Below are 25,406 nucleotides of genomic sequence, written 5' to 3'. Positions count from 1 at the left end.
TTTTCCCCTGGGACCATTTTTTGGGCGACTTTCTGGGGGCCCGGGTGTGCGGTCTCCTGTGTGGCTTTGTTTGTCCCCCCCTTGTTGGCGCCGTGGGTTCCCACCCCCCCCGCCACGGCGTGAGGGGCGGTCTCCGCTCCCGGGGGGATGGGCCCGGAGACCGCGGTCTGTGCCGGGTGCTGCTGCGCCGCGCGGCCCCGCCCCGCCGCCCGCCGTGCCGGGTCGGCCAGGGGCCTGGGCCCCGGGGCGAGCGGCGCGGCGGGACGCAGCAGGGGCGCCTCGGCGCGGGCCGGCGCGGCCGGACGCGGGTCCGGGCCGGCCGGTGCGTGCTCGGTGCGCACGACGGTGTGCTCCCGTTCGGTGTGCGTGCGGGTCTCCCCCGCCGCGGTCCACGGGGCGTCCGCCGGCGGTGCGGCCGCCGGTGCCGCGGGCCACAGCAGGGCGTCGTCCTCGGGCGCCGCCGCCCGCGGCCGTACCGCCTCGACGCGCTCGAACGGGCCGGGCAGCCGGGGCCGCACCCGCACCGCGGCCGGTCGCGGGGCGGTGTGCCGCGCGATCAGCCGGTCGAGGAAGTCCGGGAGGTCCGGGGAGTCGGGGGTGCCCCGAGAGTCAGACATCCGCACACAGCTCCAGGTAGTAGCGGCGCCGCGTCGGGCTGAGCGCCAGGATCTCCGGCTCGCTCCACCCGTAGGCGGTGGCGAGCAGGTGGACGTCGAGCAGCACGTCCCGCGCCCAGGCGTCCAGTTCGGTCCACAGGTAGGAGGCGATGTCGAGTTCGGCCCGGGTGGCCTCGCCGCACTCGGGGCAGGCGATGCCGAGCACCAGGTCGGCACCCGGGTCGGCGGCCTCCACGGCCTCGGCGATCCGGCGCTGCACCGCGGCGGGCAGCTCCGGGCCGGCCACGGCGGTGCCGGCGCGCGCCGCCGAGACCAGGCACCGGGCGAGCAGGGCCGTCCGCGGGTCCGCGTCGCGGGCCGCGGCCTGCAGGTCGGCGATCCCGGGCAGCCTGAACTCGACGTCCCAGCCGCCCTCCTGGACCCGTACGACCTGCTCGCCGCGCCCGCCCAGCGATCCGGCGAGCTCACCCGCGTCCAGGTCGAACTCCATGTCCTGGCCGCAGGCGGTGCACTCCAGGCGCACCTGCATCCGCTCGCCGAACAGCGCCCGGCGCAGCGCGAACAGGTCCGCCTCGCGCTCGCCCACCGGGACGGCGGGCAGCCGCGAGACGTCGACGTCCGGGCGTGCCGCGCGGTGCAGCAGCAGTGCCCGTCCGACGGATGCCTCGCCGAGCCCCGCCTCCCAGGCGGCCAGCAGTTCGGCCGCCCCGGTGATCGCCATGTCCTCCCCCCGCTTCCTCGACCGCCGCGCCGTCAGGCCGGGTTGAGGAACGAGGGCTCCTCGGGCTCGGGCACCTCGTAGTCCCGCTCCCAGCCCTCGCACTCGAGCTTCAGCGACTGGATGGCCACCGCGTTGGCGTTGGCGTCCATCTCGCCGAGGACCTGGTACTCGCTCGGCCAGGTCCGGTAGAGCTTGTGCGAGACGGCGACCTGGCCGGCCTCGTTGAGGACCTGGATGACGATGTCCTTGCGGAAGTCCGCGAGGGACACCTCGGAGCCGAGACCCGCGCCGACCTGCCAGACCTTGTTGGCCCAGCGGTCGAACTCGGGGTCGTGGGTGACCCCGCGCTCCAGGGTGATGCCCTCGAACTCCGAGCGGCCCGGCGACTTGCGCGGGGAGGACGGGTCGCCGCCGTGCCGGTGCTTGACGACCTCCGTGGTCCGCTTCAGCGGACTGATCTTGCTGATGCCGGCGACCGTCCGACCGTCCCACAGCACCAGGAACTTGAAGTTCTTGTAGGGGTCGAATCGATGCGCGTTGACCGTGAACTCAGCCATCGGATTCCTTCAGCTCTCCATGTGTCTGCGGGCGCTACAGCGCGAACTGCCCCGACGTCTGCTGGATCTTGACGACCACGAACTCGGCCGGGCGGACCGGCGCGATGCCGACGAGCACGTTGACGACGCCGTTCGCCACGTCCTCGTCCGTCGTGGTCTCGCTGTCGCACTTGACGAAGTACGCCTCGCGCGGGGTGCTGCCCTTGAAGGCGCCCTGGCGGAAGAGCGTGTGCAGGTACGAGGAGGCGGACAGCCGGATCTGCTGCCACAGGCTCTCGTCGTTGGGCTCGAACACCACCCACTGCAGGCCGCGTTGGAGGCTCTCCTCCACATGCAGCGCGAGCCGCCGCACGGGCACGTACTTCCACGCGCTGCCGAGGGCGTCGGAGCCCTCCAGAGTGCGGGCGCCCCACACCAGCGGGCCGGTGAGCGGGAAGGTGCGCAGGCAGTTGACGCCGAGCGGGTTGAGCAGCCCGGTCTCCCGGTCCGTCAGGTCGACGGTGAGCGAGTGCACCCCGACGAGCTGCGCCTCGGTGCCGGCGGGCGCCTTCCAGACGCCGCGCTCGGAGTCGGTGCGCGCGATGACGCCCGCGACCGCGCCGGACGGCGGGAAGGCGCGCAGCCGGCCGGTGAGCGGGTCGGTGAGCTGGAGGTGCGGGAAGTACAGCCCCGCGTGGTTGCCGCGGACGGCGTCGAAGGCGGACAGCCCCGCACGCGCCGAGTCCACGCTCACCCAGCTGCCGGGCGCGTCGACCAGCAGGAAGATCCGCCGCTCCGCGCACAGCCGCTCGGCGGCCGAGACGACGGTGAGCGCGTCCTCGATCTTCTCGTACGACGCCAGTTCCGGCAGGGAGAGCAGGTTGACGTCGGCCACGGCGCGCAGCGCCTGGATGCCGGTCTTGCCGGCCTCGGAGCCGATGAGGTCGCGCGGGCCGGGGGCCTCGCCGTCCTCGCCGCCCTCCAGCGGGAACACGGGCGGGTTGACCGAGGCCTCCAGGCCCAGGTCGTTGGCGCACTCGCCGAGGAAGCGGACGACGTCCTCGGGGTCGGTGGAGCCGGCGACCACCTGGATGCGGCGGCCGAAGGCGGTGACCTCGACGCCCGCGAAGGCGTGCTTGCCCGGCGCGTCGGGCAGCGCCCGCAGCTTGCGTTCGAGCAGCAGCGCCAACTCCGCGACGGAGGACGGGGCTTCGCCGTCGCAATCGGCGTCGTAGAGCCGGAACTCGCGTTCCACGTCGCCGATCTTCACCGTCAGGTCGACGGCGAGGTCGGGCAGTTCGTCGCCGAACGGCTTGGAGACGGTGCCGGACGGGTCGGGCCGGCCCTCGCCGACGGCCTCGACGCGGATGAGGCGCGAGCCGGCGTTGACGACGGTGGGCGCGTAGCTGCCGCTGCCCTCGTCCATGGACAGGCCGTTGAAGCTCTCGCGGGCGTCGCCCTTGGCGTCGTAGACGCGCAGGTTGAAGGTCTCGTCGCAGGCCGTGGTGTCGTAGTCGACGGCGACGCGCAGGCCGTTGCCCCACACGCCGGGTTCCTTGGCGTGGACCTCCAGCACACGGCTCTCGCTGTGGCCCTCGGTGGACTCCAGGACGACGCACGCGGCCTTGCCGCTGCCGGCCTTGGCGACCCGGACGATCACGGCGACGGAGCCGCCGTTGCCGAAGAACTGGTGCACGGCGTAGGCGAGCGGGCTCTGCGCGCTCAGCCCGCCGAAGCGCCGCTCGAAGTCGGCGAATCCGGTGACGCGTACCGGCTCGTTGAGCGGGCCGCGCCGGGTGTGCCCGACGAAGGCGGTCACCGACGTGGTCACGGCGGAGATGGTGCGGGTGCTGCTGGGAAGCTCTTCGACGTAGACGCCCGGATACGTCGGCCTCGCGGCGCTCACGGCATTCGTCGGCATTCCCCCTCCAATCCCTTTTCAGGCACCGGTCGAAGGCACCAAGAGACGGCAGAGGGAGAGGTTTCGGTACAGCGGCAGGCCGCGGACGCCCGACGCGTCAGGACGCGCCGGTCCGCGCACCCCGTGTCAGCGTTCCCCCGTCATTGTCCCGGGCGGACTGCCGTCCGGGCCAAGCAACCACGCTTGTGACTCCTGATGCTCAAGTGCTCCTCCACCTTGAGGAGTTGACGGTTGCACAAGCAAGGCGGGATCGCGCCAGCCCGAAAGGAGGTTCGATGAAGACCGGTGTTCACGACCCACACGCGATGTGCGCGTGTCGGATCAGGCGCTTCACAGATCTCACACAGCTCGTGGTGCAGCAGAATGGGCCTCATGTCCCGACGTACCTCGCAATCCCGGCGGCAGCACGGCTCCGCCCCAGTTCACAACCCCTCCTGCCCTTGCGGTCTTGCGGAGACGTACGAGAAGTGCTGTGGCCGATTCCACCGGGGTGAGGCCGCGGCGCCCACGGCCGAGGCGCTGATGCGTTCGCGCTACTGCGCCTTCGTGAAGCTCAACGAGCCGTATCTGCTGAGGACTTGGCACCCGAGTACCCGTCCTGCGGAGCTCAAACTCGACCCGGGGATGCGGTGGACCGGCCTGGAGATCCTGGCCACGACGGACGGTTCCGCCTTCCACACCACGGGCACGGTGACGTTCCGGGCGTCCTTCAGGGGCGGATCGCTCCATGAGCGGAGCCGGTTCGAGCGGGTGGAGGGGGCCTGGGTGTACGTGGACGGAGAGTTCCTCGACTGACGCCCACCGGCCCTTGGGAGCGTCTGACAATTCCTAGGGCGCCAGGATGTCCAGTTCCTGGAGCGCGCCCACCGTGATCTCCCGGGTCAGCTGCTCGGCGCGGGCCGCGTCGCCCGCCCGGACCGCCTCGGCGACCTGGACGTGCAGGGTGACGGCGGCCGGGTCGGGGTCCTCGAACATGACCTCGTGGTGGGTGCGGCCCGCGAGGACCTCGGCGACGACGTCACCGAGCCGCGCGAACATCTCGTTGCCCGACGCCGTCAGGATCACCCGGTGGAAGGCCATGTCGTGGACGAGGTACGCCTCCAGCTGGTGGCCGCGCGAGTTGGCGACCATGCCGAGCGCGCACTCGGTGAGCTCGGCGCACTGCTCGGCGGAGGCGTGCCGGGCGGCCAGGGCCGCGGCGACCGGCTCGACGGCCGAGCGCAGCACGGTCAGCGAGCGCAGCTGGTGCGGACGGTCGGCGCCGGCCAGCCGCCAGCGGATGACCTGGGGGTCGTAGACGTTCCACTCGGCCTTCGGGCGGACCGTCACGCCCACGCGCCGGCGCGACTCGACCAGGTGCATCGACTCGAGCACCCGCACCGCCTCCCGCATCACGGAGCGTGAGACGTCGAAGCTCTGTGCCAGCTCGTCGGTACGCAGAACGCTGCCCGGCGGGTACTCGCCCGCGGTGATCGCGGGCCCGAGGGAGTCCAGTACATGGCCGTGCAGCCCCCGGCCCGGTGTGCTCATGCACTCAGCGTACGGGGCAGATCACGGGAAGAAAAAGTCAGACTTATTTGTCACAGACTCTTGAATTCGTCGTACCTAATCGGTTTCAGTGTCGTCGACATCCGGTCGACATCAGGTGTCGAAGAAGACAGCAGACAGTGAGGCAGCGATGAGCACCCCCCATGTCGTCGTGGTGATGGGCGTCGCAGGCACCGGGAAGACCACCATCGGTCCCCTTCTCGCGGCCAGGTTCGGCGTCCCGTACGCCGAGGGCGACGACTTCCACCCGGAGGCCAACATCCGCAAGATGTCGGCCGGCCACCCCCTCGACGACGCGGACCGGTGGCCCTGGCTCGACGCCATCGGCGCCTGGGCGCACGGGCGGGCCGGGCTCGGTGGAGTGGTCAGCAGCTCGGCGCTGAAGCGGTCCTACCGCGACCGGCTCCGTGCCGCCGCCCCCGGTGTCGTCTTCGTCCATCTGACCGGCGACCGCGCCCTCGTCGAGGAGCGGATGTCGCACCGGCAGGGCCACTTCATGCCCACCGCGCTGCTCGACTCCCAGTTCGCCACGCTCGAACCGCTCCAGCCGGACGAGGCGGGCGTCGCCGTGAGCGTCGCCGGGAGCCCCGAGGAGATCACCGCACGGGCCGTGAAGGCGCTGGAAGGCCTCCCCCACCCGGCCGTGTAACACCCCCCGTCCCCCATCCCCGTACCTGCAAGGGAAAAACCGTGACCAGACTCAGCGTCGAGATGCTGGCAGCGGACGCACCTCCGCCGATCACCTCGGCCGGCCATGCCCAGCTGGGCATCGCCGTACTGGTGGGCATCGCCGTCATCGTCGTGCTCATCACCAAGTTCAAGCTGCATGCCTTCCTCTCCCTCACGATCGGCTCGCTGGTGCTCGGCGCGGTCGCGGGAGCCCCCCTCGACAAGGTGATCGTCAGCTTCACCACCGGGCTCGGCACCACCGTCGCGAGCGTGGGCGTGCTGATCGCCCTGGGCTCGATCCTCGGCAAGCTGCTGGCCGACTCCGGCGGCGCGGACGAGATCGTCGACACGATCCTCGCGAAGGCGAGCGGGCGGTCCATGCCGTGGGCGATGGTCCTGATCGCCTCGGTGATCGGCCTGCCGCTGTTCTTCGAGGTCGGCATCGTGCTGCTGATCCCGGTCGTGCTCATGGTCGCCAAGCGCGGCAACTACAACCTGATGCGCGTCGGCATCCCGGCGCTCGCGGGCCTGTCCGTGATGCACGGCCTGATCCCGCCGCACCCCGGCCCGCTGGTCGCCATCGCCGCGGTCAAGGCCAACCTCGGTGTCACGCTGGCGCTCGGCATCCTCGTGGCGATACCCACGGTGATCATCGCCGGTCCGCTGTTCTCGAAGGTCGCGGCCCGCTGGGTGGACGCCCCGGTCCCCGAGCGGATGCTGCCGCCGCGCGCCTCCGAGGAGCTGGAGAAGCGCCCGAGCTTCGGCGCCACCCTGACCACCGTGCTGCTGCCGGTCGTGCTGATGCTGCTGAAGGCGCTCGTCGACATCGTGGTGGACGACCCCACCAACCTCACCCAGCGCGTCTTCGACGTCGTCGGCAACCCGCTGATCGCCCTGCTCGCCGCCGTCATCGTCGGCATGTTCACGCTCGGCCGGGCCGCCGGGTTCACCCGGGAGCGGATCAGCGACACCGTCGAGAAGGGCCTCATGCCCATCGCGGGCATCCTGCTGATCGTCGCCGCGGGCGGCGGCTTCAAGCAGACGCTGATCGACTCGGGCGTGGGCCAGATGATCCTGGACATCTCCAAGGACTGGTCGATCCCGGCGCTGCTGCTGGGCTGGCTGATCGCGGTGATCATCCGTCTCGCGACCGGTTCGGCGACGGTGGCGACGGTCTCGGCGGCCGGTCTGGTGGCCCCGCTGGCGGCCGACATGTCGACCACGCACGCCGCGCTGCTCGTCCTGGCGATCGGTGCCGGCTCGCTGTTCTTCAGCCATGTCAACGACGCCGGCTTCTGGCTGGTGAAGGAGTACTTCGGGCTGAGCGTCGGCGAGACCGTCAAGACCTGGTCCGTCATGGAGACGATCATCTCGGTGGTCGCGGGCGGTCTGGTCCTGCTCCTGTCACTGGTCATCTAGGAGTACGCGGATGAGTCACCCGCTGTTCGACATCGGCGGCCGCACGGCCCTGGTCACCGGCTCCAGCCGCGGCATCGGGCTCGCCCTGGCCCGGGGGCTGGCCGAGGCCGGCTGCACGGTGGTCCTCAACGGACGCGACGCCGGCCGCCTCGCCGAGGCGGCGGCGCAGCTGCCCGGCGAGGTCCGCACCGCCGTGTTCGACGTGACCGACGGCGCGTCCGTGGCCGCCGGCATCGCGGACGTCGAACAGCGGGTCGGCCCGCTGGACATCCTGGTCAACAACGCGGGCATGCAACTGCGCGCCCCGCTCCTGGAGTTCACCGACGCCGACTGGCACCGCGTGCTGGACACCAACCTCACCAGCGCGTTCCTGGTCGGCCGCGAGGCGGCCCGCCGGATGACGGAACGCGGTCACGGCAAGATCGTCAACATCTGCTCGCTGCAGAGCGAGGTGGCCCGCCCGGGCATCGCGCCCTACGCGGCCACCAAGGGCGCCCTGAAGATGCTCACCAAGGGCATGTGCGCCGACTGGGGCCCGCACGGCATCCAGGTCAACGGCCTCGGCCCCGGCTACATCGAGACCGAGCTGACCCGGGCCCTCGTCGAGGACGAGGAGTTCAGCGCCTGGGTGCGCCGCCGCACGCCCGCCGGCCGCTGGGGCCGCACCGAGGACCTGGTGGGCGGGCTGCTGTTCCTCGCCTCGCCCGCCGCGGACTTCGTCGCCGGGCAGATCCTGTACGTCGACGGCGGAATGACGAGCGTCCTGTGACGGGGCCGGCCGCCGCGGAGCGGGCACTCGGGTGTGTGATCCACGGCCGGGGCGACCTGCGCGTCGAGGAACTGCCGGTCCCCCGGCCCGGTCCCGGCGAGGCGCTCGTCGCCGTCCGCTACGGCGGTGTCTGCGGCTCCGACCTGCACTACTGGCGGCACGGCGGCGTCGGCGACTTCCTCCTGAAGGAGCCCCTGCTGCTCGGCCACGAGGTGGTCGGGACGGTCGTCTCCTACGGCTCCCCGGACCCGTCCGCCCCGGCCGCCGGTACGGCGGTCGCGGTGCACCCGGCGACCCCGTGCGGAAGTTGCCCCGAGTGCGCCGCCGGGCGCCGGCACATCTGCCGTGACACCCGGTACCTGGGCAGCGCCGCGCGCTTCCCGCACGTACAGGGCGGTTTCGCGACCCGCATCGCCGTTCCCGCCGGGCAGTTGAGGCCGCTGCCCGAGGGCCTGGGGCTGCGCCGGGCCGCGCTCGCCGAGCCGCTGTCGGTCGCACTGCACGCGGTGCGGCGGGCCGGAGCGGTGGCCGGCAAGCACGTCCTGGTCACCGGATCGGGCCCCATCGGCTGCCTGGTCGTCGCCGCGGCCAGAGCGGCCGGCGCCGCCCGGATCACGGTCACCGACCTCCTCCCGGCGGCCCTGGAGTACGCGCGTCTCGCGGGCGCCGACACCGTCGTACGCGCCGACGACCCGGCCGACGCCGGATGGCCGGACGCGGAGCACGAGGTGGACGTGGCGGTGGAGGCGTCCGGGGCGGCGGCCGGGCTCGACACCTGTCTGCGCCTGGTGCGCCGCGGCGGGGTGGTGGTGCAGCTGGGCATGCTGCCACCGGGCCCGACCCCGTTCGCCGGGAACCTCGTGGTGAGCCGTGAGATCGAGCTGCGGGGCGCGCTCCGCTTCGACACCGAGTTCGACGAGGCGCTGCGGCTGCTCGCGGCCGGGCCCGCCTTCGACGGGCTGGTCAGCGCGGTGGTCCCGGTGGCGGAGGCCGAGTCGGCGTTCGCCCTCGCGGCGGACCGCGGCCGTTCCTGCAAGGTCCTGCTGGACTTCGGCGGCTGATATCCCGGCCGAGGAACACCGGAATACGCCTTCCCCGGGAGCGCCGCCGGCCCGATGATGGGGAGACCCCCTGGACCCGGGCGTCCGGGGGTCGTGTGTGTCGGGGGACGTGTGTCGGGGGCGTTGCGTGTCGGGGGACGTGTGATCGGCAGTCGTATGTGTCGGGGGGCGTCATGACGGTTTCCCTCGGAATGCGTATCTCGGGGCTGCTCGTGGCCGGAGCGGTCGCGGTCGCCGCCGCGGCCTTCACCGGTGGCGGACGGGGCATGCCGCACGGAGGAGGCGGGGACGACAGGATCGTGACGGTCGGGCCGTCGCAGAGCGCCCGCTCCCTCGCGGCTCCCGCGCCGCCCGCCCCGCGCCAGTCGCCCGCCGGCGAGGCGAGCGGCACCGTGGCCCCGAGCACTCCGGACCACCCGCGGACGGCCACGCCGGCGCCTCCCGGCCGCTCCTCCCCCGCGCCCACCTCCGTCAACAGGCTTCTCGTGAGCCCCGGTTGGCTCCCGTCCGGTCCCGACTCGCCGAACGCCGACTCGGTGCCCGACCCGTCGAGCGTCTACGACGTGCTGCGCGACCCGCACCGGTGCAGGGCCGCTCTCGACGTGATCCCCAAGGCGTCCGCCGACCCGGAGTGGCGGGTGCTGCGCGCCCTCGCCACCGGGTGCCTGGCCGTGCAGGGCTGGAGCGGCGACTGGACCACGGTGGGCAAGGACCACGCCGAGCTGGCGGGCACGCTCGGCACCTGCAAGGGCCAAGCCGCCTACGCCGTGCTCGGCGCGCTGCTGGACTTCCACCGGCGGCACCCGGCAGGGACCGTGCAGCTGACGCCCTCCGCGGGCACCGCCCCGGCCTGCGCCTACGGGATCTCCGGCGTCGGCACCGGCGGCGACGGCTCGGCGCAGCCGGGCGACACGGTCACCGTCGAGCTGCGCGACACCTGCTTCGACCAGAGCGAACTGCTGCGGTTCGGCAGCCTGTCCATCGGCGGGCAGCAGCTCGCCGGGCCGCTCGTGGCGCAGTCCCGCTCGGGCGACCGCCTGGTGCTGTCCGCCGTGGTGCCGTCCCTGGACGGCTCTCCGCGGACGGTCGAGGTGGCCGTCCGGTACGGCGGTACGGAGGTGCGGCTGCCGGACGCCTTCACGGTCGCGGCGCCCGCCGTGGTGCAGTCGCCGGGCGAGTCGTCAGGGACGCCACAGGGGGTGCTCACGCTCGGCCCACTCCCGGTCGACCCGTCCGGTCCGTAGCCCGCGGCGGGCCTGCGGGTCCCCGATCGCCATGCCGATGTGCCCGGCGAGCACGATCCCGACGGTCAGGGCGAGCCAGTCGTGGACGAAGGTCGCGCTGGTGCGCCACATGATCGGGGTGAGATGGGTGAACCACATGATCAGGCCCGTGCCGAGCATCACCAGCGACGCACCGGCGATCCAGGCCGCGTAGATCTTCTGCCCGGCGTTGAACTTGGCCGCCGGCCGTGAGGAGCGGCGCTTGTCGCGGCGCAGGGCCGCGCGCAGCCAGACCTTGTCGTGCGGCCCGAAGCGGTTCAGGTGCCCGAGGTCCGCGCGGAAGTGGCGGGAGAAGAGGCCGACCAGGACCGGCACGGGCAGGGCGATCCCGGCGCACTCGTGGATGCGGACCACCAGCTCGCGGCGGCCGACCAGTTCGGCGAACTGCGGGATGTAGAGGAAGGCCGCCGTCACCACGCACACGCCCATCAGCAGGGCCGTCGTGCGGTGCACCCAGCGCTGTGCGGGCCCGAACCGGCGGATCTCGGCGGCCGGCCGGGTGCGCGCCTCAGCTCGTAGGGTCATCGTCGCGTCCGTTCGAGCGGCCGACCCAGGCGTCGACGTCGTAGCCGAGATGCTCCCAGTAGCCCGGCCGCACCTTGCGGGTCACGGTGATCCCGGAGAGCCACTTGGCGGACTTGTAGAAGTACATCGGGGCCACGTAGAGGCGGACCGGGCCGCCGTGGGCGTGGCCGATGTCCTTGTTCTGCATGCGCAGCGCCACCATCACGTCGGAGCGGCGCGCCTGGTCGAGGGTGAGGCTCTCGCTGTACGTGCCGTCGAAGCAGGTGAAGCGGACGGCGCCCGCCGAGCCGTGCACCCCGGCGGCGTCCAGCAGCCGGGACAGGCGCACGCCCTCGAAGGGGGTGTCGGGGACCCGCCAGCCGGTGACGCACTGGACGTCCTTGACCAGCTTGGTCTGCGGCAGGGCGCGCAGGTCGTCGAGCGTGTACGTCTTCGGGTGGTCCACCAGGCCGTCGACGGTGAGGCGGTAGTCCGAGGCGTTCTTGTGCGGCACGGAGGAGGCGACGGAGTAGTAGCGGAAGCCGCCGCCGTTGGGCAGCAGGCCGGTCAGGCCGGTGGGGTCCTTGTCGGCCGCGGCGCCCAGGAATCCTTCGAGCGCGCGCTGCAGTCCGGGCGCGGCGACCACGCCGAGGGCACCGAGGCCGATGGTGCCGAGCAGGACCCGGCGGCCGATCGGAGTGCCGCGTTCCGCCGAGGGCCGCGGCGCGCCGGGCTCCTCGGGCTGTTCGGAGTTCACGTATCCATTCGAACACCCGCGGCCCCGGCGGAGCCAGGGATCGCGGGTGCTCGTCAGGATTCCGTCATCTTCTTACCGGCTCCTCAGAAACCGGCGCACCGAGCGAGTCTCCCGAGGGCGGCCCTACGGGGTCTCCTGCGCCGCCTTGTCCAGCTGGAACGCCTCGTTGCCGAGCCCGATGCGCGCGTGCGCCTCGGGCGAGCGGGAGCGCAGGTAGAGGCCCTGGGCCAGGCCGACGGCCAGGGCGAGCCCGATGATGCCGGGCAGCACCCAGCTCAGCGCCGAACCGGGGCCCGCGCCGACCAGGACGTCGAAGTCCTTGACCGTGTAGAAGGCGATCACCAGCAGCGCGAGGCCTGCGAGCGCGGAGGTGACCAGCCGCCAGGACTGGGCGCCGGCGGCCCCGCGCCGGGCGAAGAATACGATGACCGACGCCGAGGCGGCCGCCATCAGCAGGATCACGCCGAGCGCACCGATGTTGCCGAACCAGGTGAACAGGTGCAGGACGGGCGCGGTCGGGTCCCCGGTGGGCTTGTCGTCGGCGACCGCGAAGACGATCACGACCACCGCCGCCACGGCCGTCTGCAGCAGGGAGCCGGTGCCGGGGGCGCCGCTGGAGCCGGTGGTCCGGCCGAAGGTGCGCGGGAGCAGTCCCTCGCGGCCCATCGCGAAGGTGTAGCGGGCGACGACGTTGTGGAAGCTGAGCATGGCCGCGAACATGCCGGTCACGAACAGGACGTGCAGTACGTCGGTGAAGGCTCCGCCCAGCCGGGCGTCGGTCAGCGAGAAGAGCATGCCGGCGCTCTCCTTCTGCGCCACGCCGACGACCTTCGAGGGGCCGGCGGCCACGGTCAGCGCCCAGCTGCTGAGCGCGAAGAAGACGGCGACGCCGCCGACGGCGTAGAACATCACGCGCGGGACCAGGATGTGCGGGCGGCTGGTCTCCTCCGCGTACACGGGCGCCTGCTCGAAGCCGAGGAAGGCCGCGATGCAGAAGCACAGCGCGGTGCCGACGCCCGCGCCGCTGAGCGTGTCCGGGTTGAAGGCGTGCAGCGACAGGCCCTCCCCGGCGGGGTCGCCGATCGCCGCGGCGTCGAAGATCACCACCAGGATCACCTCGATGACCAGCAGCACACCGAGCACGCGCGCGTTGACGTCGATCTTCAGCCAGCCCAGCAGACCGACGACCACGAGGGCCACCAGCGACGGTATCCACCAGGCGACCGTCAGGTCGGCGTACTTGTCCAGGAGCCCGGACACCTCGAAGCCGAAGATGCCGTAGATGCCCACCTGGAGCGCGTTGTAGGCGACCAGGGCCACCAGGGCCGCGCTCGCTCCGGCCGTGCCGCCGAGGCCGCGGGAGATGTAGGCGTAGAAGGCGCCCGCGTTGTGGACGTGCCGGCTCATCTCGGCGTAGCCGACGCTGAACAGGATCAGGACCACGCCGAGGGCGACGAACAGCAGCGGCTGCCCGACGATGCCCATCACCGCGAATGTGGTGGGCATGACACCGGCGACCACCATGAGCGGGGCGGTCGCGGCGAGCACGGAGAGCAGCAGGCCCCCCGTGCCGAGGCGGTCGGCGCGCAGGGCGCGCTCCTCGCCCAGATAGGTGCTGATGCCGTCGGAGGTGGATCTGCTCGCGCTGGAACTGCCCGTGGTCATCGCGGGGACCGTCCTTCTGTCGGAGTCGGGAGTGTCATGCCGTGCCGAGCGCGGCGGCGCGCGCGGCACGGAAGGCGGAGTGCGGATCGCGGTCCGGGTACGACCACGGAGCCGGGGTGGCGTGCTCGCCGATGCGGTGGAAGAGGGCGGCGGCCTCGGCGCCCCGGCCCTCGCAGAACTTGGCGTGGGCGAGGAAGTTGAGGTCGACCAGGCGGCGCGGGTGGCCCTCGTGCTCCCACTCCAGCCACCAGTCGAAGGCTGCCTTCATCACCTGCCGGGCACGGCGTCCGCTCCAGTGGCCCGAGGCGACGGGGTCCGGGGACGCGTGCCCGGCGGCGGCGAGGACGCGGTAGCGCTCGGCGTGCGCGACGACCGGCAGGATGGCGAGCGGGGAGTCGGCGGGGGCCTGCTCGGCGGCCCAGTTGGCGAAGTCGTAGACCTCGTGCAGCGGGTCGGGTCCTGCGCCGGGGTGCCGTTCGGCGAGGTGGGCGACCATCAGGTGGTGGGCGTGGTGGTGGTCGGGATAGCGGCCGCGGACCTGGTCGAAGAGGCGGGCGGTGTCGTCGCCGTTGCCGGTCCCGCGCTCCAGCATGAGCAGGCCGAGCCAGGGCGTGGGGTCGGCGGGCACCCGGTCCGCGGCGGCCCGGCAGGCCTCGCGGGCGCGCTCCGGCTTCTCCTTGCCGCACAGGGCGCGCTGGACCTGCGCAAGGGCGAGCAGCAGGGCGGCGTCGGTGGAGTCGGGTTCGGCGAGCAGCCAGTCGCGGGCCCACGCCTGCGCGTAGGGCTCCAGCGCGAGCACGGTGACCCGGTGGCCGCGGCGGTCCCAGTCGTCACCCGTCTGGACGAGCAGCGACCGGGCGGCCTGCCACCGGCCCTGCGCCAGTGCGGCGCGGGCCGCGTGCAGCCCGGCGTCGTCCAGCGCCGCGTCGAGGGCCTGGGCCGCGCGCTTGCGGCCCCGGCCGAGAGGTGGCGGGGGTGGAGACACCGCGGGAAACGTCCTCACGCGACGCTGCTCGTCGCCTGATATCGATGTGCCGTCGACTGGTCACGGACAGCAAACCCGCAGCCATCGGTTGACGTCAAGGGACGAACGGGTGTTACACGCGTCAACTCCCGTGACAGAAGGGGTACTTAGAACCGAACGCCCCCCTGCCTCGTCGAATATCCGTTTCCCGCATGTGGCGTACGCCATGGCGGCGACGGGAGGACCGCTTCACCATGACGGGACGGCGAGGGGACGCTACAGTCACCCAAACGCACCCCGAGACCCCACCCCGACGATCGAGGTACGCGCGTGTCCGTTCTGGTTCTGATCCTCGCCGTGAGCGCGGCATGCTGCCTCGGCCTCGGATTCGTGCTCCAGCAGAACGCGGCCCAGCGGGCACCCCTCAGCGACTTCCTCTCGCCACGCCTGCTCGTCGACCTGATGCAGGTGCCGCGCTGGCTCGGCGGTATCGCCCTGATGGTGGCCGGCATGGTCCTCGGCGCGATCGCGCTGAGCCAGGGCGAGATCTCCCTGGTCGAGCCGCTCCTGGCCACCAACCTCCTGTTCGCGCTGGGGCTGTCCCGGCTGCAGACCCGGCAGTCGCTCGGCCGCCAGGGCTGGACGGGCCTGGCCCTGCTCGCGGGCGGCGTCACCGCCTTCATCGTCGCGGGCCGGCCGCGCGGCGGCACCGCGGTGAGCGACCCCTTCCGGCACTGGCTGATCATCGGCGCCATGGTCGGCCTCGCGCTCCTGCTGACGACGTTCGCGAAGCGCTCGCGGCTCAGCGCGGGCCCGGTCCTCCTCGCCCTCGCCGCGGGCCTCCTCTACGGCGTCCAGGACGCCCTCACCCGGATCAGCGGGCAGCGGTTCTCCGCGGGTGGCCTGACCGACCTGGTCACCACCTGGCAGCCGTACGGCGTCGCCGTCATCGGCGTCACCGGCCTGGTCCTGGTCCAGAGCGCCTTCGAGACCGCGCCCCTGCGGATGTCGCTGCCCGCCCTCACCGCCGCGCAGCCCCTCGCGGGCATCGCCTGCGGGGTCGGCTTCCTCGGTGACCGGCTGCGCACCGACGCGGGCGCGCTCGCCTGGGAGGCGGCCGGTCTCGCCGCGATCGTCGGCGGCATCGTGCTGCTGGGGCTGCACCCCTGCATGCCGAGCGGCGCGGCCCGCCCGGAGCGGGTCCGGGACCTCCAGGCGCAGTAGCGGGTCCGGAACCTCGGCCGGACCGGCTGGCCCGGCACCCTCGGCCGGACCGGCGCCGTCCTGCTTGGATGGCCGTATGACGAGCCCCGCAGACGAGATCCTCGACATCGTCGACGAGCACGACCAGGTCGTCCGGCAGTCCCCGCGCGGCGAGGCATACGCCCAGGGCCTGCGCCACCGCTGCGTGTTCATCGAGGCCAGGGACGCGCAGGGCCGCCTGTTCGTCCACCGCCGCACCCCGACCAAGCTGGTCTTCCCCTCCCGCTACGACATGTTCGTCGGCGGCGTGGTCGGCGCGGGCGAGTCCTACGACGACGCGGCGCTGCGCGAGGCCGAGGAGGAGCTCGGCGTCTCCGGCCTCCCGAGCCCCCGCTTCCGCTTCAAGTTCCTCTACGACGACGGCGCCGGCCACAGCTGGTGGTCGGCGGTGTACGAGGTGCGCTGCGCGCTGCCGGTCAGCCCGCAGGCCGAGGAGGTGGCCTGGCACGACTTCCTGCCGGAGGCGGAGGTGGAGCGGCGTCTGGAGGAGTGGGACTGGGTGCCGGACGGGCTGGCGGCGTACCGGCGCCTGAAGGCGTTCCGGTCCGCCGGATAAGGTCCTTGGCGTGAGCGCATTCGTACGGAACGTCCGCCTGTGGTTCGCGCCCGAGGAGGTGCGTGAGGAGGGCAGCACGCCCGACTACCGCTTCTCGCTGGCGAACGAGCGCACCTTCCTGGCCTGGGTGCGGACGGCGCTCGCCCTGATCGGCGGCGGGTTCGCGGTGGACCAGTTCCTGCCGGACCTGCGCTGGGCCTGGCGGGTCGGGCTGGCGCTCGCGCTGCTCGGCGCGGGCGCGCTGTGCTCCCTGCGGGCGGTCAACCACTGGATGCGCTGCGAGCGGGCGATGCGCCGAGGGGAGGACCTGCCGGTCTCCCGGTTCCCGGCGGTGCTGAGCGTCGTGGTCGCCGTGGTCGCGATCGCGATGGTGGTGGTCGTGATCGTCGGGTGGGAGGGATGAGCGCCGGCGCCGCCCCCGAGCGGGACCCCGGCCTGCAGCCGGAGCGCACCCGTCTGGCCTGGCGGCGTACGACCCTGGCGAGCACGGTCGCCGCGGTCCTCGCCGCGAAGACCGCTCTGCACGGCGGCGCCTCCGCGGCGGGGGTCGTCGCCTGCGCCCTCGTCTGCGCCCTCTGGCTGGGCTTCCTCCTGGTGGCCCACCACCGCATCCGCACCCTCGCCGCAACCCCCAGCCCCCGCCCCCTCACCCCCCGCCACGCCACGGCCGCCATCCTGTGCACGGTGGCCATGGCGGTGTGCGGGGCGGCGCTGGTGCTCTAGCGTCCGGCAACTCTCACCTGCCCCGGACCGGAACGCATCGGTTGCCGCGGGCCCGTGCGTCTCGCCTCCTGCCGTCGGGTACCTCTCGCACCCCTCCCCCGGACCGGTCTCTCCGGACCTCTACCGGCCCCGTTCGGGAACCGTCACCACGATCTTGCCTCGGGTGCGGCCCTCCTGGCTGAGGCGGTGGGCCTCCGCCGCGCGTTCCAGGGGGAACGTCCGGGACACGTGGACGGTCAGGGCGCCCTGTTCCACGAGTTCGGTGAGGTGGAGCAGGTCCTGGGCGTCCGGGCGGACCCAGCAGTACGGGCCGCCGTAGGCGGTGACCTCGCCGTCGGCGATCGATGCCAGGCGGCCCTCGGGGGCGAGCAGGGCGGCCGAGACCTTCAGCGCGTCGCCGCCGACCGTGTCGAGGACGGCGTCCACGCCCTCGGGGGCCAGCCCGCGCACCCGCTCGGCCAGCCCGTCGCCGTACGCCACCGGCTCGCAGCCGAGCCCGCGCAGGAAGTCGTGGTTGCGTTCGCTCGCCGTGCCGATCGGTCGGCCACCGAGGTGCCGGACCAACTGGACGGCGATCGAGCCGACGCCGCCCGCGGCCGCGTGCACCAGCACCGTCTCCCCCCGCCTGACCTGAAGCGCCTTGACGAGCACCTGGTAGGCGGTGAGTCCCGCCAGCGGCAGCCCGGCCGCCTCCTCGAAGGAGAGGTTGCGCGGCTTGCGCGCGAGCGTGCGCACCGGCGCGGCGACGTACTCGGCGAAGGTGCCCCGCGCGAGGAAGTCCTCGCGCACGTACCCGACGACCTCCTCCCCCGCCGTGAACTCCCGTACGGAGACGCCCGGTCGCACCACCACGCCGGAGACGTCCCAGCCGGGCACCACCGGGAAGACGGCGTCGACCATCGGGTCCAGATACCCCTCGCGGCACTTCCAGTCGACGGGGTTGACCGCGGCCGCCCGGACCTCGACCAGTACCGCGTCGGGGCCGACCTTCGGGTCGCGCACCTCGCCGTACTCGAGCACGTCGGGTCCGCCGTACCGGCTGTAGCTGATGCCCTTCATGCCACCGACCCTCCGGGGTCCCCCGGCGCCACGCAACCGGGATGCCTTGATATGCGGCGAATGCGTGGCAGCCTGTGCGTCGTCATCACCCCGTACCCCTGAAGGTGAGCACGATGACCACCCTCCATCAGGAACACGCCTCCCACGCACACGAGCACGGCCCGGACTGCGGCCACACGAAGGTGCCGCACGGCGACCACGTCGACTACGCGCACGGCGGCCATCTGCACCGGGAGCACGGCGGCCACTGGGACGAGTGCGAGGCCGAGGGGCACGTCCCGCACGAGGGCCACGACCACCGGCACGGCGACGGCTGCGGCCACGAGAGCGTCCTGCACGGCGACCACGTCGACTACCTCCACGACGGGCACCGGCACGCCGTGCACAACGGCCACTGGGACGACCACTGACGCCTGCCGAGGACCCGCCGACAGCTCCCCGCACCACCGCGCGGGGAGCTGTCGGCCTATCGTGGCCCGGATCACGTTCGGCTTCCGCACTGGACGGCATACCGACCGGTCGGCATCATTGGTCGGGACACGTTGACGCGCCCGCGAAGGAGCACCGATGAGCCCCGACCACCCGCCAGGTCTCGATCTCGACCGGCTGCGCGGCCTGCTCGACCAGGAGCGGCCCGGTCTGGTGCACGGCCCCCTGACCGGCCGGCTGATCGAGGGCGGACGGTCGAACCTCACGTACTCGGTCTCGGACGGCACCTCCCGCTGGGTCGTGCGGCGGCCCCCGCTCGGCCATGTGCTGGCCACCGCGCACGACATGAAGCGCGAGCACCGCGTGATCAGCGCGCTGCACCCGACGAACGTCCCCGTGCCGCGCCCGATCCTGCTGTGCGAGGACGAGGAGGTGCTCGGCTCCCCCTTCTACGTCATGGAGTTCGTGAAGGGCACGCCGTACCGCACCGCCGACCAGCTCGCCCCGCTCGGCCCGGACCGCACCCGGGACGCCGTGCTGTCCCTGGTGGACACCCTGGTGGAGCTGCACGCGGTGGACCCCGCCGAGGTGGGCCTCGCCGACTTCGGCCGCCCCGAGGGCTTCCTGGACCGGCAGCTGCGCCGCTGGGGCAAGCAGCTGGACGCCTCCCGCAACCGCGACCTGGCCGGCATCGACGAGTTGCACGCCACGCTCGGCCGGCACCTGCCCCAGTCGCCCGCGCCGGCGGTGGTCCACGGCGACTACCGGCTGGACAACGTCCTGATCGGTGACGACGACCACATCAAGGCGATCCTCGACTGGGAGATGTCCACGCTGGGCGACCCGCTCACCGACCTCGGCCTGCTGGTCATGTACAGCATGCCGCTGGGGCTGCCGAAGTCCCCCGTCTCCACCACGGCCGAGGCGCCCGGGCACCCGGACCCGGCCGAGCTGATCGAGCGGTACGCCGCGCGCTCGGGGCGCGACGTCTCCGCGGTCTCCTGGTACACGGCGTTCGCCTGGTTCAAACTCGCCGTGATCCTGGAGGGCATCCACTACCGCTACACCCTGGGCCAGACGGTCGGCCGCGGCTTCGACCGCATCGGCGACCTGGTGCCTGTGTTCATCGAGCACGGCCTGACCACTCTTCAGGAAGGCTGATCCGTCATGGACTTCGCGTACGACGCGCGCACCGAGGAACTGCGCGCCCAACTCCTCGCCTTCATGGACGAGTACGTCTACCCGGCCGAGGCGGTGGCCGAGGAGCAGCGGGCCGCGCTGGCGTCGCCGTGGGACACCCCGGCCGTGGTGGAGGAGCTCAAGGCCGAGGCGCGCCGGCAGGGTCTGTGGAACCTGTTCCTGCCGGACGCCGAGCACGGCGCCGGGCTGACCAACCTCCAGTACGCGCCGCTCGCCGAGATCACCGGCCGCAGCCCGCAGCTGGCGCCCACGGCCACCAACTGCGCGGCGCCCGACACCGGCAACATGGAGGTGCTCGCGCAGTTCGGCGACGAGCGGCAGAAGAAGCAGTGGCTGGAGCCGCTGCTCGCCGGTGAGATCCGCTCGGCGTTCGCGATGACCGAGCCGGAGGTGGCGTCGTCCGACGCGACGAACATCACCACACACATCGAGCGCGACGGCGACGACTACGTCGTCACCGGCCGCAAGTGGTACATCTCCGGGGCGATGAACCCGGACTGCAAGATCTTCATCGTGATGGGCAAGACGGACCCGGACGGCGCGGACATCCGCCGCCAGCAGTCCATGGTGCTGGTCCCGCGGGACACCCCGGGCGTCACCGTGAAGCGCGCCATGCAGGTGTTCGGCTACGAGGACCACTACCACGGCGGCCACGCCGAGGTGATCTTCGACCACGCACGCGTGCCCGTCTCCCACCTGATCGGCGAGGAGGGCGGCGGCTTCGCCATCGCCCAGGCCCGCCTCGGCCCGGGCCGGATCCACCACTGCATGCGGCTGATCGGCATGGCGGAGCGGGCCATCGAGCTGATGTGCCGCCGGGCCGTCTCGCGCCAGGCCTTCGGCAAGGCGCTGGCCCAACAGGGCGTGGTGCAGAACTGGATCGCGGACGCGCGCGTGGCGGTCGAGCAGCTGCGTCTGCTGGTACTGAAGACGGCCTGGATGATGGACACCGTGGGCAACAAGGGCGCCCACACCGAGATCCAGGCCATCAAGATCGCCACGCCCCGCACGGTCGTCGACATCCTCGACCGCGCGATCCAGCTGCACGGCGCGGGCGGCCTCAGCCAGGACTTCCCGCTCGCAGAGCTGTACGCCGGCGCCCGCACCCTGATGCTGGCGGACGGCCCGGACGAGGTGCACCAGCGGTCGCTGGCGCGGCGGGAGCTGAAGAAGTACCTGTAGGAGCAAGCGGTAAGGGGCGGTCGCCGTGGCGACCGCCCCTTACGCATGCACGGCTACGGGCGCAGCGCCCGCAGCAGCAGGTCCGCCAGGTGGTCGGCGACCTCCTGCGGGCCCATCGGGCCGTCCGGGCGGTACCAGGTGGACAGGTGGTGGACGGAGCCGAAGTGGTAGTCCACCACCAGGTCGGCCGGGGTCGCCGTGGAGAAGACGCCGGTCTGCTGGCCCTCCTCCACCAGCGCACGGAAGCGCTCGTGGTAGCGCCGGCGCTCCGCGCGCACCTGCTTGTTCTTCTCCGGGCTCAGATGGTGCATGGAGCGGAAGAAGATCATCGCGTCGTCGAGGTTCTCGATGGTGGTGACGACGACGTCGGCCGCCGCGCCCCGCAGCCGCTTCTCGATCGGCTCGTCCGCGTCCGCGAACGCGTCGAGCCGCTCCTGCTGGACGCGCAGCACGCGCGCGTACACCTCGTGCAGGAGGTCGTCCTTGGAGCCGAAGTAGTGGTACAGCGCCCCCTTGGTGACGCCGGCCGCCTCGACGATCTCCTGCACGGAGGTGCGGTCGTAGCCCTGCTCGGCGAAGAGCCGGGTGGCGGCGGCCAGCAGCCGCTGCGGGACGGGCGTGCCGTCACCGTCCGTCGTTCTGGGCACTGTGCCGCCACCTGCCTTCCGGGCTTTCTGCCGTTCTCGACGTACTTATTCGCTGTGCTGCGGCCGGGAGCGGAGCTCCCGCCGGAGGATCTTCCCACTGGCCGTCTTCGGCAAGTCGGGCAGGATCTCCACCTGCCGCGGGTATTTGTAGGCAGCCAGTCTCTCCTTGCAGTACATCGCGAGTTCACCGGGGTCCGTATCCGTTCCCGGCCGGAGGCTGATGTACGCCTTGACGGTCTCGCCGCGATAGCCGTCGGGCACCCCGACGACGGCGGCCTCGCGCACCGCCGGATGCGTGTAGAGCACGTCCTCGACCTCGCGTGGCCACACCTTGAAGCCGGACGCGTTGATCATGTCCTTCTTGCGGTCGACGACGTACAGCCAGCCCTGCTCGTCCATGAACCCGATGTCGCCGGTGCGCAGTTCACCGCCCGGGAACGTCTCGGCCGTGGCGTCCGGCCGCCGCCAGTAGCCCGGCACGACCTGGGGCCCGCGCACGACGATCTCGCCCTGCTCGCCGAAGGGCAGCTCCTGCCCCTGGTCGTCGACGATCCGTACGACCGAATCGGGTCCCGGCACACCCACGGCCAGCGTCCCGGAGCCCGGGTCGACGGGCGCCTCCCGGCCGGGCGGGACGGAGGCGCAGGGCGCGGTGCACTCGGTCAGGCCGTAGCCGTTGCGGATGTAGGGCCCGAAGCCGGCCCGGAACTTCTCCACCAGGGCCGGCGGCAGCGGCGCGCCGCCGCTGGAGATGATGACGAAGGAGGAGAAGTGGTCCGGGCTGACGTCCGGGTGCGCGGCCAGCGCCATGAACGCCGTGGACGGACCCACCGTGTAGTGCGGCCGGTGCTCGGCGAACGCCTCCAGCACCACGCCCGCGTCGAAGCGGTACGTCAGCACGAGCGTGCCCGCGCTGTTCAGGCACGCCCCGAGCTGGCACACCATGCCGGTGATGTGGAACAGCGGCGCCAGCGCGTAGTAGACGGGTGCGTCCGGCAGCCCCAGCCCCGTCCGCTGCCGCTCGGCGTTGTACATGATGTTGCCGTGCGTGTTGGTGGCGCCCTTGGGGGTGCCGCTGGTGCCGGAGGTGTAGCTGATCAGCGCGATGTCGGACGGGCCGGGTGCGCGGCCCTCGGGCGCCTCGTAGCCGGCCCGGGCCACGGTGGTCAGGTCGGCGGCGTCCGCGGCCTGCGGCTGCCGCTCGAAGGCGAGCACGCGCGCGTCGCCGCGCGTCTGGAAGTCGAGTTCGCAGCCGGTCAGCACGATCCGCACGGGCGAGTCCGCGGCCGTGTCGCGCAGATACGTCTCCCAGGCGCGGTCCGAGCAGATCAGCGCGGCCACCTCCCCGTCCCGCAGGACGTGGGCCACCTCCCCCGACTTGTACATCGGGTTGACGGGCACCACGATCGCGCCGGCCTTCCACGCGCCGAGCAGGGCGAGCACGAACTGCGGGGAGTTCTGCAGCAGGATCGCCACCCGGTCGCCGCGCTCCAGCCCGCGGGCGGCGAGGTGCCCGGCGACCGAGTCGCTGAGCTCGTCGACCTCGCGGTAGCTCAGCCGCCCGTCGAAGTAGGCGAGGAAGTCCCGCTCGGGGGCCTCGGCGGCGACCCGCCGCAGGGAGTGCACCAGCGAGCGGTCGGGCTTGACCGGTGCGCGCTGGGCGTCGTTGAGCAGCGCCACCCAGGGCTTGGCCTCGTACCGGGAGCCGGTCATCGCACCTCCTCCCACTTCTGCTGGAGGTGGTTCATCCCGGCCAGCCAGCGGTCCGGCTCGGCGGCCCGGGCCTGGTAGTAGGCGGCGACCTCGGGGTGCGGCAGGATCAGGAACCGGTCCTCGTCGATGCCCTTGAACAGGGCGTCCGCGACGTCCGCGGGCTCGACCGCGGTCGGCTTGAGCACCAGGTCGCCCGCGGCGCCGGTGGCGGCCAGCATGTCGGTGCGCACGCCCTGCGGGCAGATCGCGTGCACCTTGATCCCGCGGTGGCGGTAGGTCAGCGACAGCCACTCGGCGAAGGCGTAGGCCCCGTGCTTGGTGACGCTGTAGGAGGGCGCGCCGATCATCGTCAGCAGGCCGGCGGCGGAGACGGTGGAGACGAACCGCCCGCTGCCGCGCTCCAGCCAGTCCGGCAGCAGCAGGTCCGCGGCACGGACGTGCGCCATCACGTTGACGTCCCAGGAGGTCGCCCAGGACTTCTCGTCGGCGGACAGCCCCTGGGCCCCGTCGTCGAAGGCGACTCCGGCGTTGGCGCAGTACACGTCGACGGTGCCGCCGAGCGCGTCGCGCGCCTCGGCCACGATCTCGGAGGCGTCGCCGGGCACCGCGATGCCCCCGATCTCGTCGGCGACGGCCCCGGCCCGCGCCCCGTCGAGATCGTTCACGACGACCCGGGCCCCCTCGGCGGCGAACCGCCGCGCGATCGCGGCACCGATCCCACCCCCGGCCCCCGTGACGACGACACCAGCACCCTGTACGGCTTCCACCATCGTTCTCCTTCGACGGACTAGGCTCCAGCACCCCCGCGACGGCCAGACTAACCGGTCGGTATGTAACAGGAAAGGGTTGCCTGCAAGGTCGTGGGGCGCGGGGAACCGCGCGACGAGCCACGCATCACCGCCACCTTCCCCACGACCCGCGGGAGCAATACCTTGCACCCCATGCGCCTATCCAGACGAGCCCTCCTCGCAGCGACCACGGCAGCAGCATCCTTCACCGCGGCACCCCCGGCCGACGCCGCCGACGCCGGCCGCCACCGACCACTCCGCACCGGCTTCGAGAACCTCCGGGCGAGCGCCTACGCGCCCCTGCGCGGGCAGCGTGTGGGCATCGTCACCAACCCCACCGGCGTCACCCGCGACGTCCGCCACATCGTCGACGTCATGCACGCGGACGACCGGGTCGACCTGGTGGCCGTCTTCGGCCCGGAGCACGGCTTCCGCGGCACCGCCCAGGCCGGCGGCTCCGAGGGCCGCTACGACGACCCCGCCACCGGTCTGCCCGTCTACGACACCTACCTCAAGAGCGGCCAACCCCTCGCCGACGTCTTCACCACCGCCGGCGTCGACACGATCGTCTTCGACATCCAGGACGCCGGTGCCCGCTTCTACACGTACATCTGGACGCTGTACGACTGCATGGAGGCGGCCGGGCTGGCGGGCAAGCGCTTCGTGGTGCTGGACCGCCCCAACCCGGTGACCGGGCGGTCGGCCCAAGGCCCGGTGCTGCACAAGGAGTTCGCGACCTTCGTGGGCAGACAGCCGATCTCCCAGGCGCACGGCATGACCGTGTGCGAGCTGGCCCGGCTGTTCAACGGGGAGTTCCTCGACGCGCCCGTCCCGCTGGAAAACGTCCTGATGACGGGCTGGAGGCGCGCGGACTTCTACGACGCCTCCGGCCTGCCCTGGGTGCCGCCGAGCCCCAACATGCCCACGCCCGACACGGCGTTGGTCTACTCGGGGACGTGCATGTTCGAGGGCACGAACCTGTCGGAGGGGCGCGGCACGACCCGGCCCTTCGAACTCCTCGGCGCGGAGGGCATCGACGGCCGCTGGGCCACCGCGGCGAACGAACTCCGGCTGCCCGGCGTGCACTTCAGGGAGGCGTACTTCGCGCCGACGTTCTCCAAGTTCCAGGGCAAAACGGTCGGCGGGGTGCAGATCCACGTGGACGACCGCGCCGCGTACGACCCGGTGCGCACCGGCATCGCCCTGCTGGTGACCGCCAGGCAGGTCTGGAGCGGCTTCGCCTGGCGGTCGGACAACTGGATCGACAAGCTGACGGGCTCCACGCACGTGCGGACGGCGATCGACGCGGGCGCGAGCACGGACGAGGTGGTGGCGGGCTGGCAGGAGGAGCTGACCGCTTTCCGCCGCATTCGAAAGGATTACCTCCTCTACAAGTGACTCGTGACGTATGG

27 protein-coding genes are annotated in these 25,406 nt (G+C 72.4%); 14 read left to right on the top strand and 13 right to left on the bottom strand.

Translation table 11 applies throughout. From position 1 onward, the window contains the following. The 4 genes from ACFU97_RS09460 to ACFU97_RS09445 form a co-directional block, all read right to left on the bottom strand. Positions 1–617: hypothetical protein (locus tag ACFU97_RS09460; protein ID WP_384253132.1), on the bottom strand; the 617-nt coding region annotated here is incomplete at its 3' end. After that, positions 610–1,338, bottom strand: coding sequence for a hypothetical protein (locus ACFU97_RS09455; protein ID WP_384253129.1), 729 nt, complete (start codon positions 1,336–1,338; stop codon positions 610–612). The genes ACFU97_RS09455 and ACFU97_RS09460, both read right to left, overlap by 8 nt. 32 nt (positions 1,339–1,370) lie before the next feature. Beyond that, positions 1,371–1,895, bottom strand: a complete 525-nt coding sequence (locus tag ACFU97_RS09450) for a phage tail protein (RefSeq protein WP_016434446.1) — start codon at positions 1,893–1,895, stop codon at positions 1,371–1,373. A gap of 34 nt (positions 1,896–1,929) precedes the next feature. Continuing rightward, positions 1,930–3,795 (bottom strand): phage tail sheath subtilisin-like domain-containing protein, encoded by a 1,866-nt coding sequence (locus tag ACFU97_RS09445; RefSeq protein ID WP_384253125.1) that lies wholly within the window; start codon positions 3,793–3,795, stop codon positions 1,930–1,932. 372 nt (positions 3,796–4,167) lie between these two features. Between ACFU97_RS09445 and ACFU97_RS09440 the strand changes: the two genes are divergently transcribed. Continuing rightward, the gene (locus ACFU97_RS09440) at positions 4,168–4,590 is read left to right on the top strand and encodes a YchJ family protein (protein WP_384253123.1); all 423 of its coding nucleotides are present in this window, start codon (positions 4,168–4,170) and stop codon (positions 4,588–4,590) included. Between the two features lie 33 nt (positions 4,591–4,623). Here the strand turns inward: ACFU97_RS09440 and ACFU97_RS09435 are convergent, their stop codons facing one another. Beyond that, the gene (locus ACFU97_RS09435) at positions 4,624–5,325 is read right to left on the bottom strand and encodes a FadR/GntR family transcriptional regulator (protein ID WP_384253120.1); all 702 of its coding nucleotides are present in this window, start codon (positions 5,323–5,325) and stop codon (positions 4,624–4,626) included. A gap of 148 nt (positions 5,326–5,473) precedes the next feature. Here ACFU97_RS09435 and ACFU97_RS09430 point away from each other — a divergent pair, with 148 nt between their 5' ends. The 5 genes from ACFU97_RS09430 (at position 5,474) to ACFU97_RS09410 (ending at position 10,505) form a co-directional block, all read left to right on the top strand. Then, positions 5,474–5,992, top strand: coding sequence for a gluconokinase (locus tag ACFU97_RS09430; RefSeq protein WP_384253117.1), 519 nt, complete (start codon positions 5,474–5,476; stop codon positions 5,990–5,992). Between the two features lie 41 nt (positions 5,993–6,033). After that, positions 6,034–7,431, top strand: a complete 1,398-nt coding sequence (locus ACFU97_RS09425; protein WP_384253114.1) for a GntP family permease — start codon at positions 6,034–6,036, stop codon at positions 7,429–7,431. 10 nt (positions 7,432–7,441) lie between these two features. Further along, positions 7,442–8,200 carry an SDR family oxidoreductase gene (locus tag ACFU97_RS09420; RefSeq protein WP_384253111.1) on the top strand — a complete coding sequence of 253 codons (759 nt, stop codon included), beginning with the start codon at positions 7,442–7,444 and terminating at the stop codon, positions 8,198–8,200. Between the two features lie 35 nt (positions 8,201–8,235). Beyond that, complete coding sequence (locus ACFU97_RS09415) at positions 8,236–9,261, top strand: L-idonate 5-dehydrogenase (protein ID WP_384253108.1); 1,026 nt, start codon at positions 8,236–8,238, stop codon at positions 9,259–9,261. Positions 9,262–9,434: 173 nt separating this feature from the next. Further along, entirely contained in the window at positions 9,435–10,505 is a 1,071-nt protein-coding gene (locus ACFU97_RS09410) for a hypothetical protein (RefSeq protein ID WP_384253105.1), read from the top strand. Here ACFU97_RS09410 and ACFU97_RS09405 read toward each other — a convergent pair. The 4 genes from ACFU97_RS09405 to ACFU97_RS09390 form a co-directional block, all read right to left on the bottom strand. After that, a complete protein-coding gene (locus tag ACFU97_RS09405; RefSeq protein WP_384253102.1) occupies positions 10,443–11,069 on the bottom strand; it encodes a cytochrome b/b6 domain-containing protein in 627 nt (208 codons plus the stop codon). The two genes, ACFU97_RS09410 and ACFU97_RS09405, sit on opposite strands and share 63 nt — an antisense overlap. Further along, positions 11,053–11,805 (bottom strand): molybdopterin-dependent oxidoreductase, encoded by a 753-nt coding sequence (locus ACFU97_RS09400; RefSeq protein ID WP_384253099.1) that lies wholly within the window; start codon positions 11,803–11,805, stop codon positions 11,053–11,055. The genes ACFU97_RS09405 and ACFU97_RS09400 overlap by 17 nt, the downstream gene beginning before the upstream one ends. Positions 11,806–11,928: 123 nt before the next feature. Further along, entirely contained in the window at positions 11,929–13,470 is a 1,542-nt protein-coding gene (locus ACFU97_RS09395) for an APC family permease (protein ID WP_384253096.1), read from the bottom strand. A 34-nt stretch (positions 13,471–13,504) separates the two neighbouring features. Further along, positions 13,505–14,455, bottom strand: a complete 951-nt coding sequence (locus ACFU97_RS09390; RefSeq protein WP_384253094.1) for a hypothetical protein — start codon at positions 14,453–14,455, stop codon at positions 13,505–13,507. A gap of 309 nt (positions 14,456–14,764) precedes the next feature. On the opposite strand from ACFU97_RS09390, the gene ACFU97_RS09385 reads away from it, so the two are divergent. The 4 genes from ACFU97_RS09385 to ACFU97_RS09370 all read left to right on the top strand — a co-directional run bounded on the left by ACFU97_RS09385 (position 14,765) and on the right by ACFU97_RS09370 (position 16,976). Continuing rightward, the gene (locus tag ACFU97_RS09385; RefSeq protein ID WP_384253091.1) at positions 14,765–15,658 is read left to right on the top strand and encodes a DMT family transporter; all 894 of its coding nucleotides are present in this window, start codon (positions 14,765–14,767) and stop codon (positions 15,656–15,658) included. A gap of 76 nt (positions 15,659–15,734) precedes the next feature. Next, positions 15,735–16,253 (top strand): NUDIX hydrolase, encoded by a 519-nt coding sequence (locus tag ACFU97_RS09380; RefSeq protein ID WP_384253088.1) that lies wholly within the window; start codon positions 15,735–15,737, stop codon positions 16,251–16,253. Positions 16,254–16,263: 10 nt separating this feature from the next. Next, positions 16,264–16,656, top strand: coding sequence for a YidH family protein (locus ACFU97_RS09375; protein ID WP_384253085.1), 393 nt, complete (start codon positions 16,264–16,266; stop codon positions 16,654–16,656). Further along, positions 16,653–16,976, top strand: a complete 324-nt coding sequence (locus tag ACFU97_RS09370) for a DUF202 domain-containing protein (RefSeq protein ID WP_384253082.1) — start codon at positions 16,653–16,655, stop codon at positions 16,974–16,976. Before ACFU97_RS09375 ends, ACFU97_RS09370 begins: the two co-directional genes overlap by 4 nt. 120 nt (positions 16,977–17,096) lie before the next feature. Here the strand turns inward: ACFU97_RS09370 and ACFU97_RS09365 are convergent, their stop codons facing one another. Beyond that, complete coding sequence (locus ACFU97_RS09365) at positions 17,097–18,035, bottom strand: NADP-dependent oxidoreductase (RefSeq protein ID WP_384253079.1); 939 nt, start codon at positions 18,033–18,035, stop codon at positions 17,097–17,099. 113 nt (positions 18,036–18,148) lie between these two features. Between ACFU97_RS09365 and ACFU97_RS09360 the strand changes: the two genes are divergently transcribed. The 3 genes from ACFU97_RS09360 to ACFU97_RS09350 all read left to right on the top strand — a co-directional run bounded on the left by ACFU97_RS09360 (position 18,149) and on the right by ACFU97_RS09350 (position 20,846). Next, positions 18,149–18,445, top strand: coding sequence for a hypothetical protein (locus tag ACFU97_RS09360; RefSeq protein ID WP_384253076.1), 297 nt, complete (start codon positions 18,149–18,151; stop codon positions 18,443–18,445). Positions 18,446–18,602: 157 nt separating this feature from the next. Beyond that, a complete protein-coding gene (locus ACFU97_RS09355) occupies positions 18,603–19,625 on the top strand; it encodes a phosphotransferase family protein (RefSeq protein WP_384253073.1) in 1,023 nt (340 codons plus the stop codon). A 6-nt stretch (positions 19,626–19,631) separates the two neighbouring features. Beyond that, a complete protein-coding gene (locus ACFU97_RS09350) occupies positions 19,632–20,846 on the top strand; it encodes an acyl-CoA dehydrogenase family protein (protein WP_384253070.1) in 1,215 nt (404 codons plus the stop codon). 53 nt (positions 20,847–20,899) lie between these two features. On the opposite strand, the gene ACFU97_RS09345 is transcribed toward ACFU97_RS09350, so the two are convergent. From ACFU97_RS09345 to ACFU97_RS09335, 3 genes are read right to left on the bottom strand one after another with little or no spacing between them, the layout of a single operon-like run. Next, entirely contained in the window at positions 20,900–21,493 is a 594-nt protein-coding gene (locus tag ACFU97_RS09345) for a TetR/AcrR family transcriptional regulator (protein ID WP_384253067.1), read from the bottom strand. Between the two features lie 45 nt (positions 21,494–21,538). Then, entirely contained in the window at positions 21,539–23,206 is a 1,668-nt protein-coding gene (locus ACFU97_RS09340; protein ID WP_384253064.1) for a class I adenylate-forming enzyme family protein, read from the bottom strand. Next, a complete protein-coding gene (locus tag ACFU97_RS09335; protein WP_384253061.1) occupies positions 23,203–23,976 on the bottom strand; it encodes an SDR family oxidoreductase in 774 nt (257 codons plus the stop codon). The genes ACFU97_RS09340 and ACFU97_RS09335 overlap by 4 nt, the downstream gene beginning before the upstream one ends. A gap of 171 nt (positions 23,977–24,147) precedes the next feature. Between ACFU97_RS09335 and ACFU97_RS09330 the strand changes: the two genes are divergently transcribed. Next, positions 24,148–25,392 (top strand): exo-beta-N-acetylmuramidase NamZ domain-containing protein, encoded by a 1,245-nt coding sequence (locus ACFU97_RS09330; RefSeq protein ID WP_384253058.1) that lies wholly within the window; start codon positions 24,148–24,150, stop codon positions 25,390–25,392. The last annotated feature ends 14 nt before the right edge of the window (positions 25,393–25,406 follow it).

It is taken from the genome of Streptomyces sp. NPDC057616 (genome assembly GCF_042800575.1).
Lineage (GTDB): Bacteria > Actinomycetota > Actinomycetes > Streptomycetales > Streptomycetaceae > Streptomyces.
The sequence above is the reverse complement of the archived record's forward strand: the minus strand, read 5'-3'. Positions and strand labels throughout refer to the sequence as shown.

Coding starts and splice junctions, on each gene's coding strand:
- ACFU97_RS09335 (WP_384253061.1), bottom strand. CDS start 23,976: ATGGTGGAAGCCGTACAGGGTGCTGGTGTCGTCGTCACGGGGGCCGGG.
- ACFU97_RS09355 (WP_384253073.1), top strand. CDS start 18,603: ATGAGCCCCGACCACCCGCCAGGTCTCGATCTCGACCGGCTGCGCGGC.
- ACFU97_RS09435 (WP_384253120.1), bottom strand. CDS start 5,325: ATGAGCACACCGGGCCGGGGGCTGCACGGCCATGTACTGGACTCCCTC.
- ACFU97_RS09365 (WP_384253079.1), bottom strand. CDS start 18,035: ATGAAGGGCATCAGCTACAGCCGGTACGGCGGACCCGACGTGCTCGAG.
- ACFU97_RS09410 (WP_384253105.1), top strand. CDS start 9,435: ATGACGGTTTCCCTCGGAATGCGTATCTCGGGGCTGCTCGTGGCCGGA.
- ACFU97_RS09455 (WP_384253129.1), bottom strand. CDS start 1,338: ATGGCGATCACCGGGGCGGCCGAACTGCTGGCCGCCTGGGAGGCGGGG.
- ACFU97_RS09330 (WP_384253058.1), top strand. CDS start 24,148: ATGCGCCTATCCAGACGAGCCCTCCTCGCAGCGACCACGGCAGCAGCA.
- ACFU97_RS09450 (WP_016434446.1), bottom strand. CDS start 1,895: ATGGCTGAGTTCACGGTCAACGCGCATCGATTCGACCCCTACAAGAAC.
- ACFU97_RS09340 (WP_384253064.1), bottom strand. CDS start 23,206: ATGACCGGCTCCCGGTACGAGGCCAAGCCCTGGGTGGCGCTGCTCAAC.
- ACFU97_RS09370 (WP_384253082.1), top strand. CDS start 16,653: ATGAGCGCCGGCGCCGCCCCCGAGCGGGACCCCGGCCTGCAGCCGGAG.
- ACFU97_RS09445 (WP_384253125.1), bottom strand. CDS start 3,795: ATGCCGACGAATGCCGTGAGCGCCGCGAGGCCGACGTATCCGGGCGTC.
- ACFU97_RS09405 (WP_384253102.1), bottom strand. CDS start 11,069: ATGACCCTACGAGCTGAGGCGCGCACCCGGCCGGCCGCCGAGATCCGC.
- ACFU97_RS09350 (WP_384253070.1), top strand. CDS start 19,632: ATGGACTTCGCGTACGACGCGCGCACCGAGGAACTGCGCGCCCAACTC.
- ACFU97_RS09360 (WP_384253076.1), top strand. CDS start 18,149: ATGACCACCCTCCATCAGGAACACGCCTCCCACGCACACGAGCACGGC.
- ACFU97_RS09420 (WP_384253111.1), top strand. CDS start 7,442: ATGAGTCACCCGCTGTTCGACATCGGCGGCCGCACGGCCCTGGTCACC.
- ACFU97_RS09430 (WP_384253117.1), top strand. CDS start 5,474: ATGAGCACCCCCCATGTCGTCGTGGTGATGGGCGTCGCAGGCACCGGG.
- ACFU97_RS09440 (WP_384253123.1), top strand. CDS start 4,168: ATGTCCCGACGTACCTCGCAATCCCGGCGGCAGCACGGCTCCGCCCCA.
- ACFU97_RS09380 (WP_384253088.1), top strand. CDS start 15,735: ATGACGAGCCCCGCAGACGAGATCCTCGACATCGTCGACGAGCACGAC.
- ACFU97_RS09395 (WP_384253096.1), bottom strand. CDS start 13,470: ATGACCACGGGCAGTTCCAGCGCGAGCAGATCCACCTCCGACGGCATC.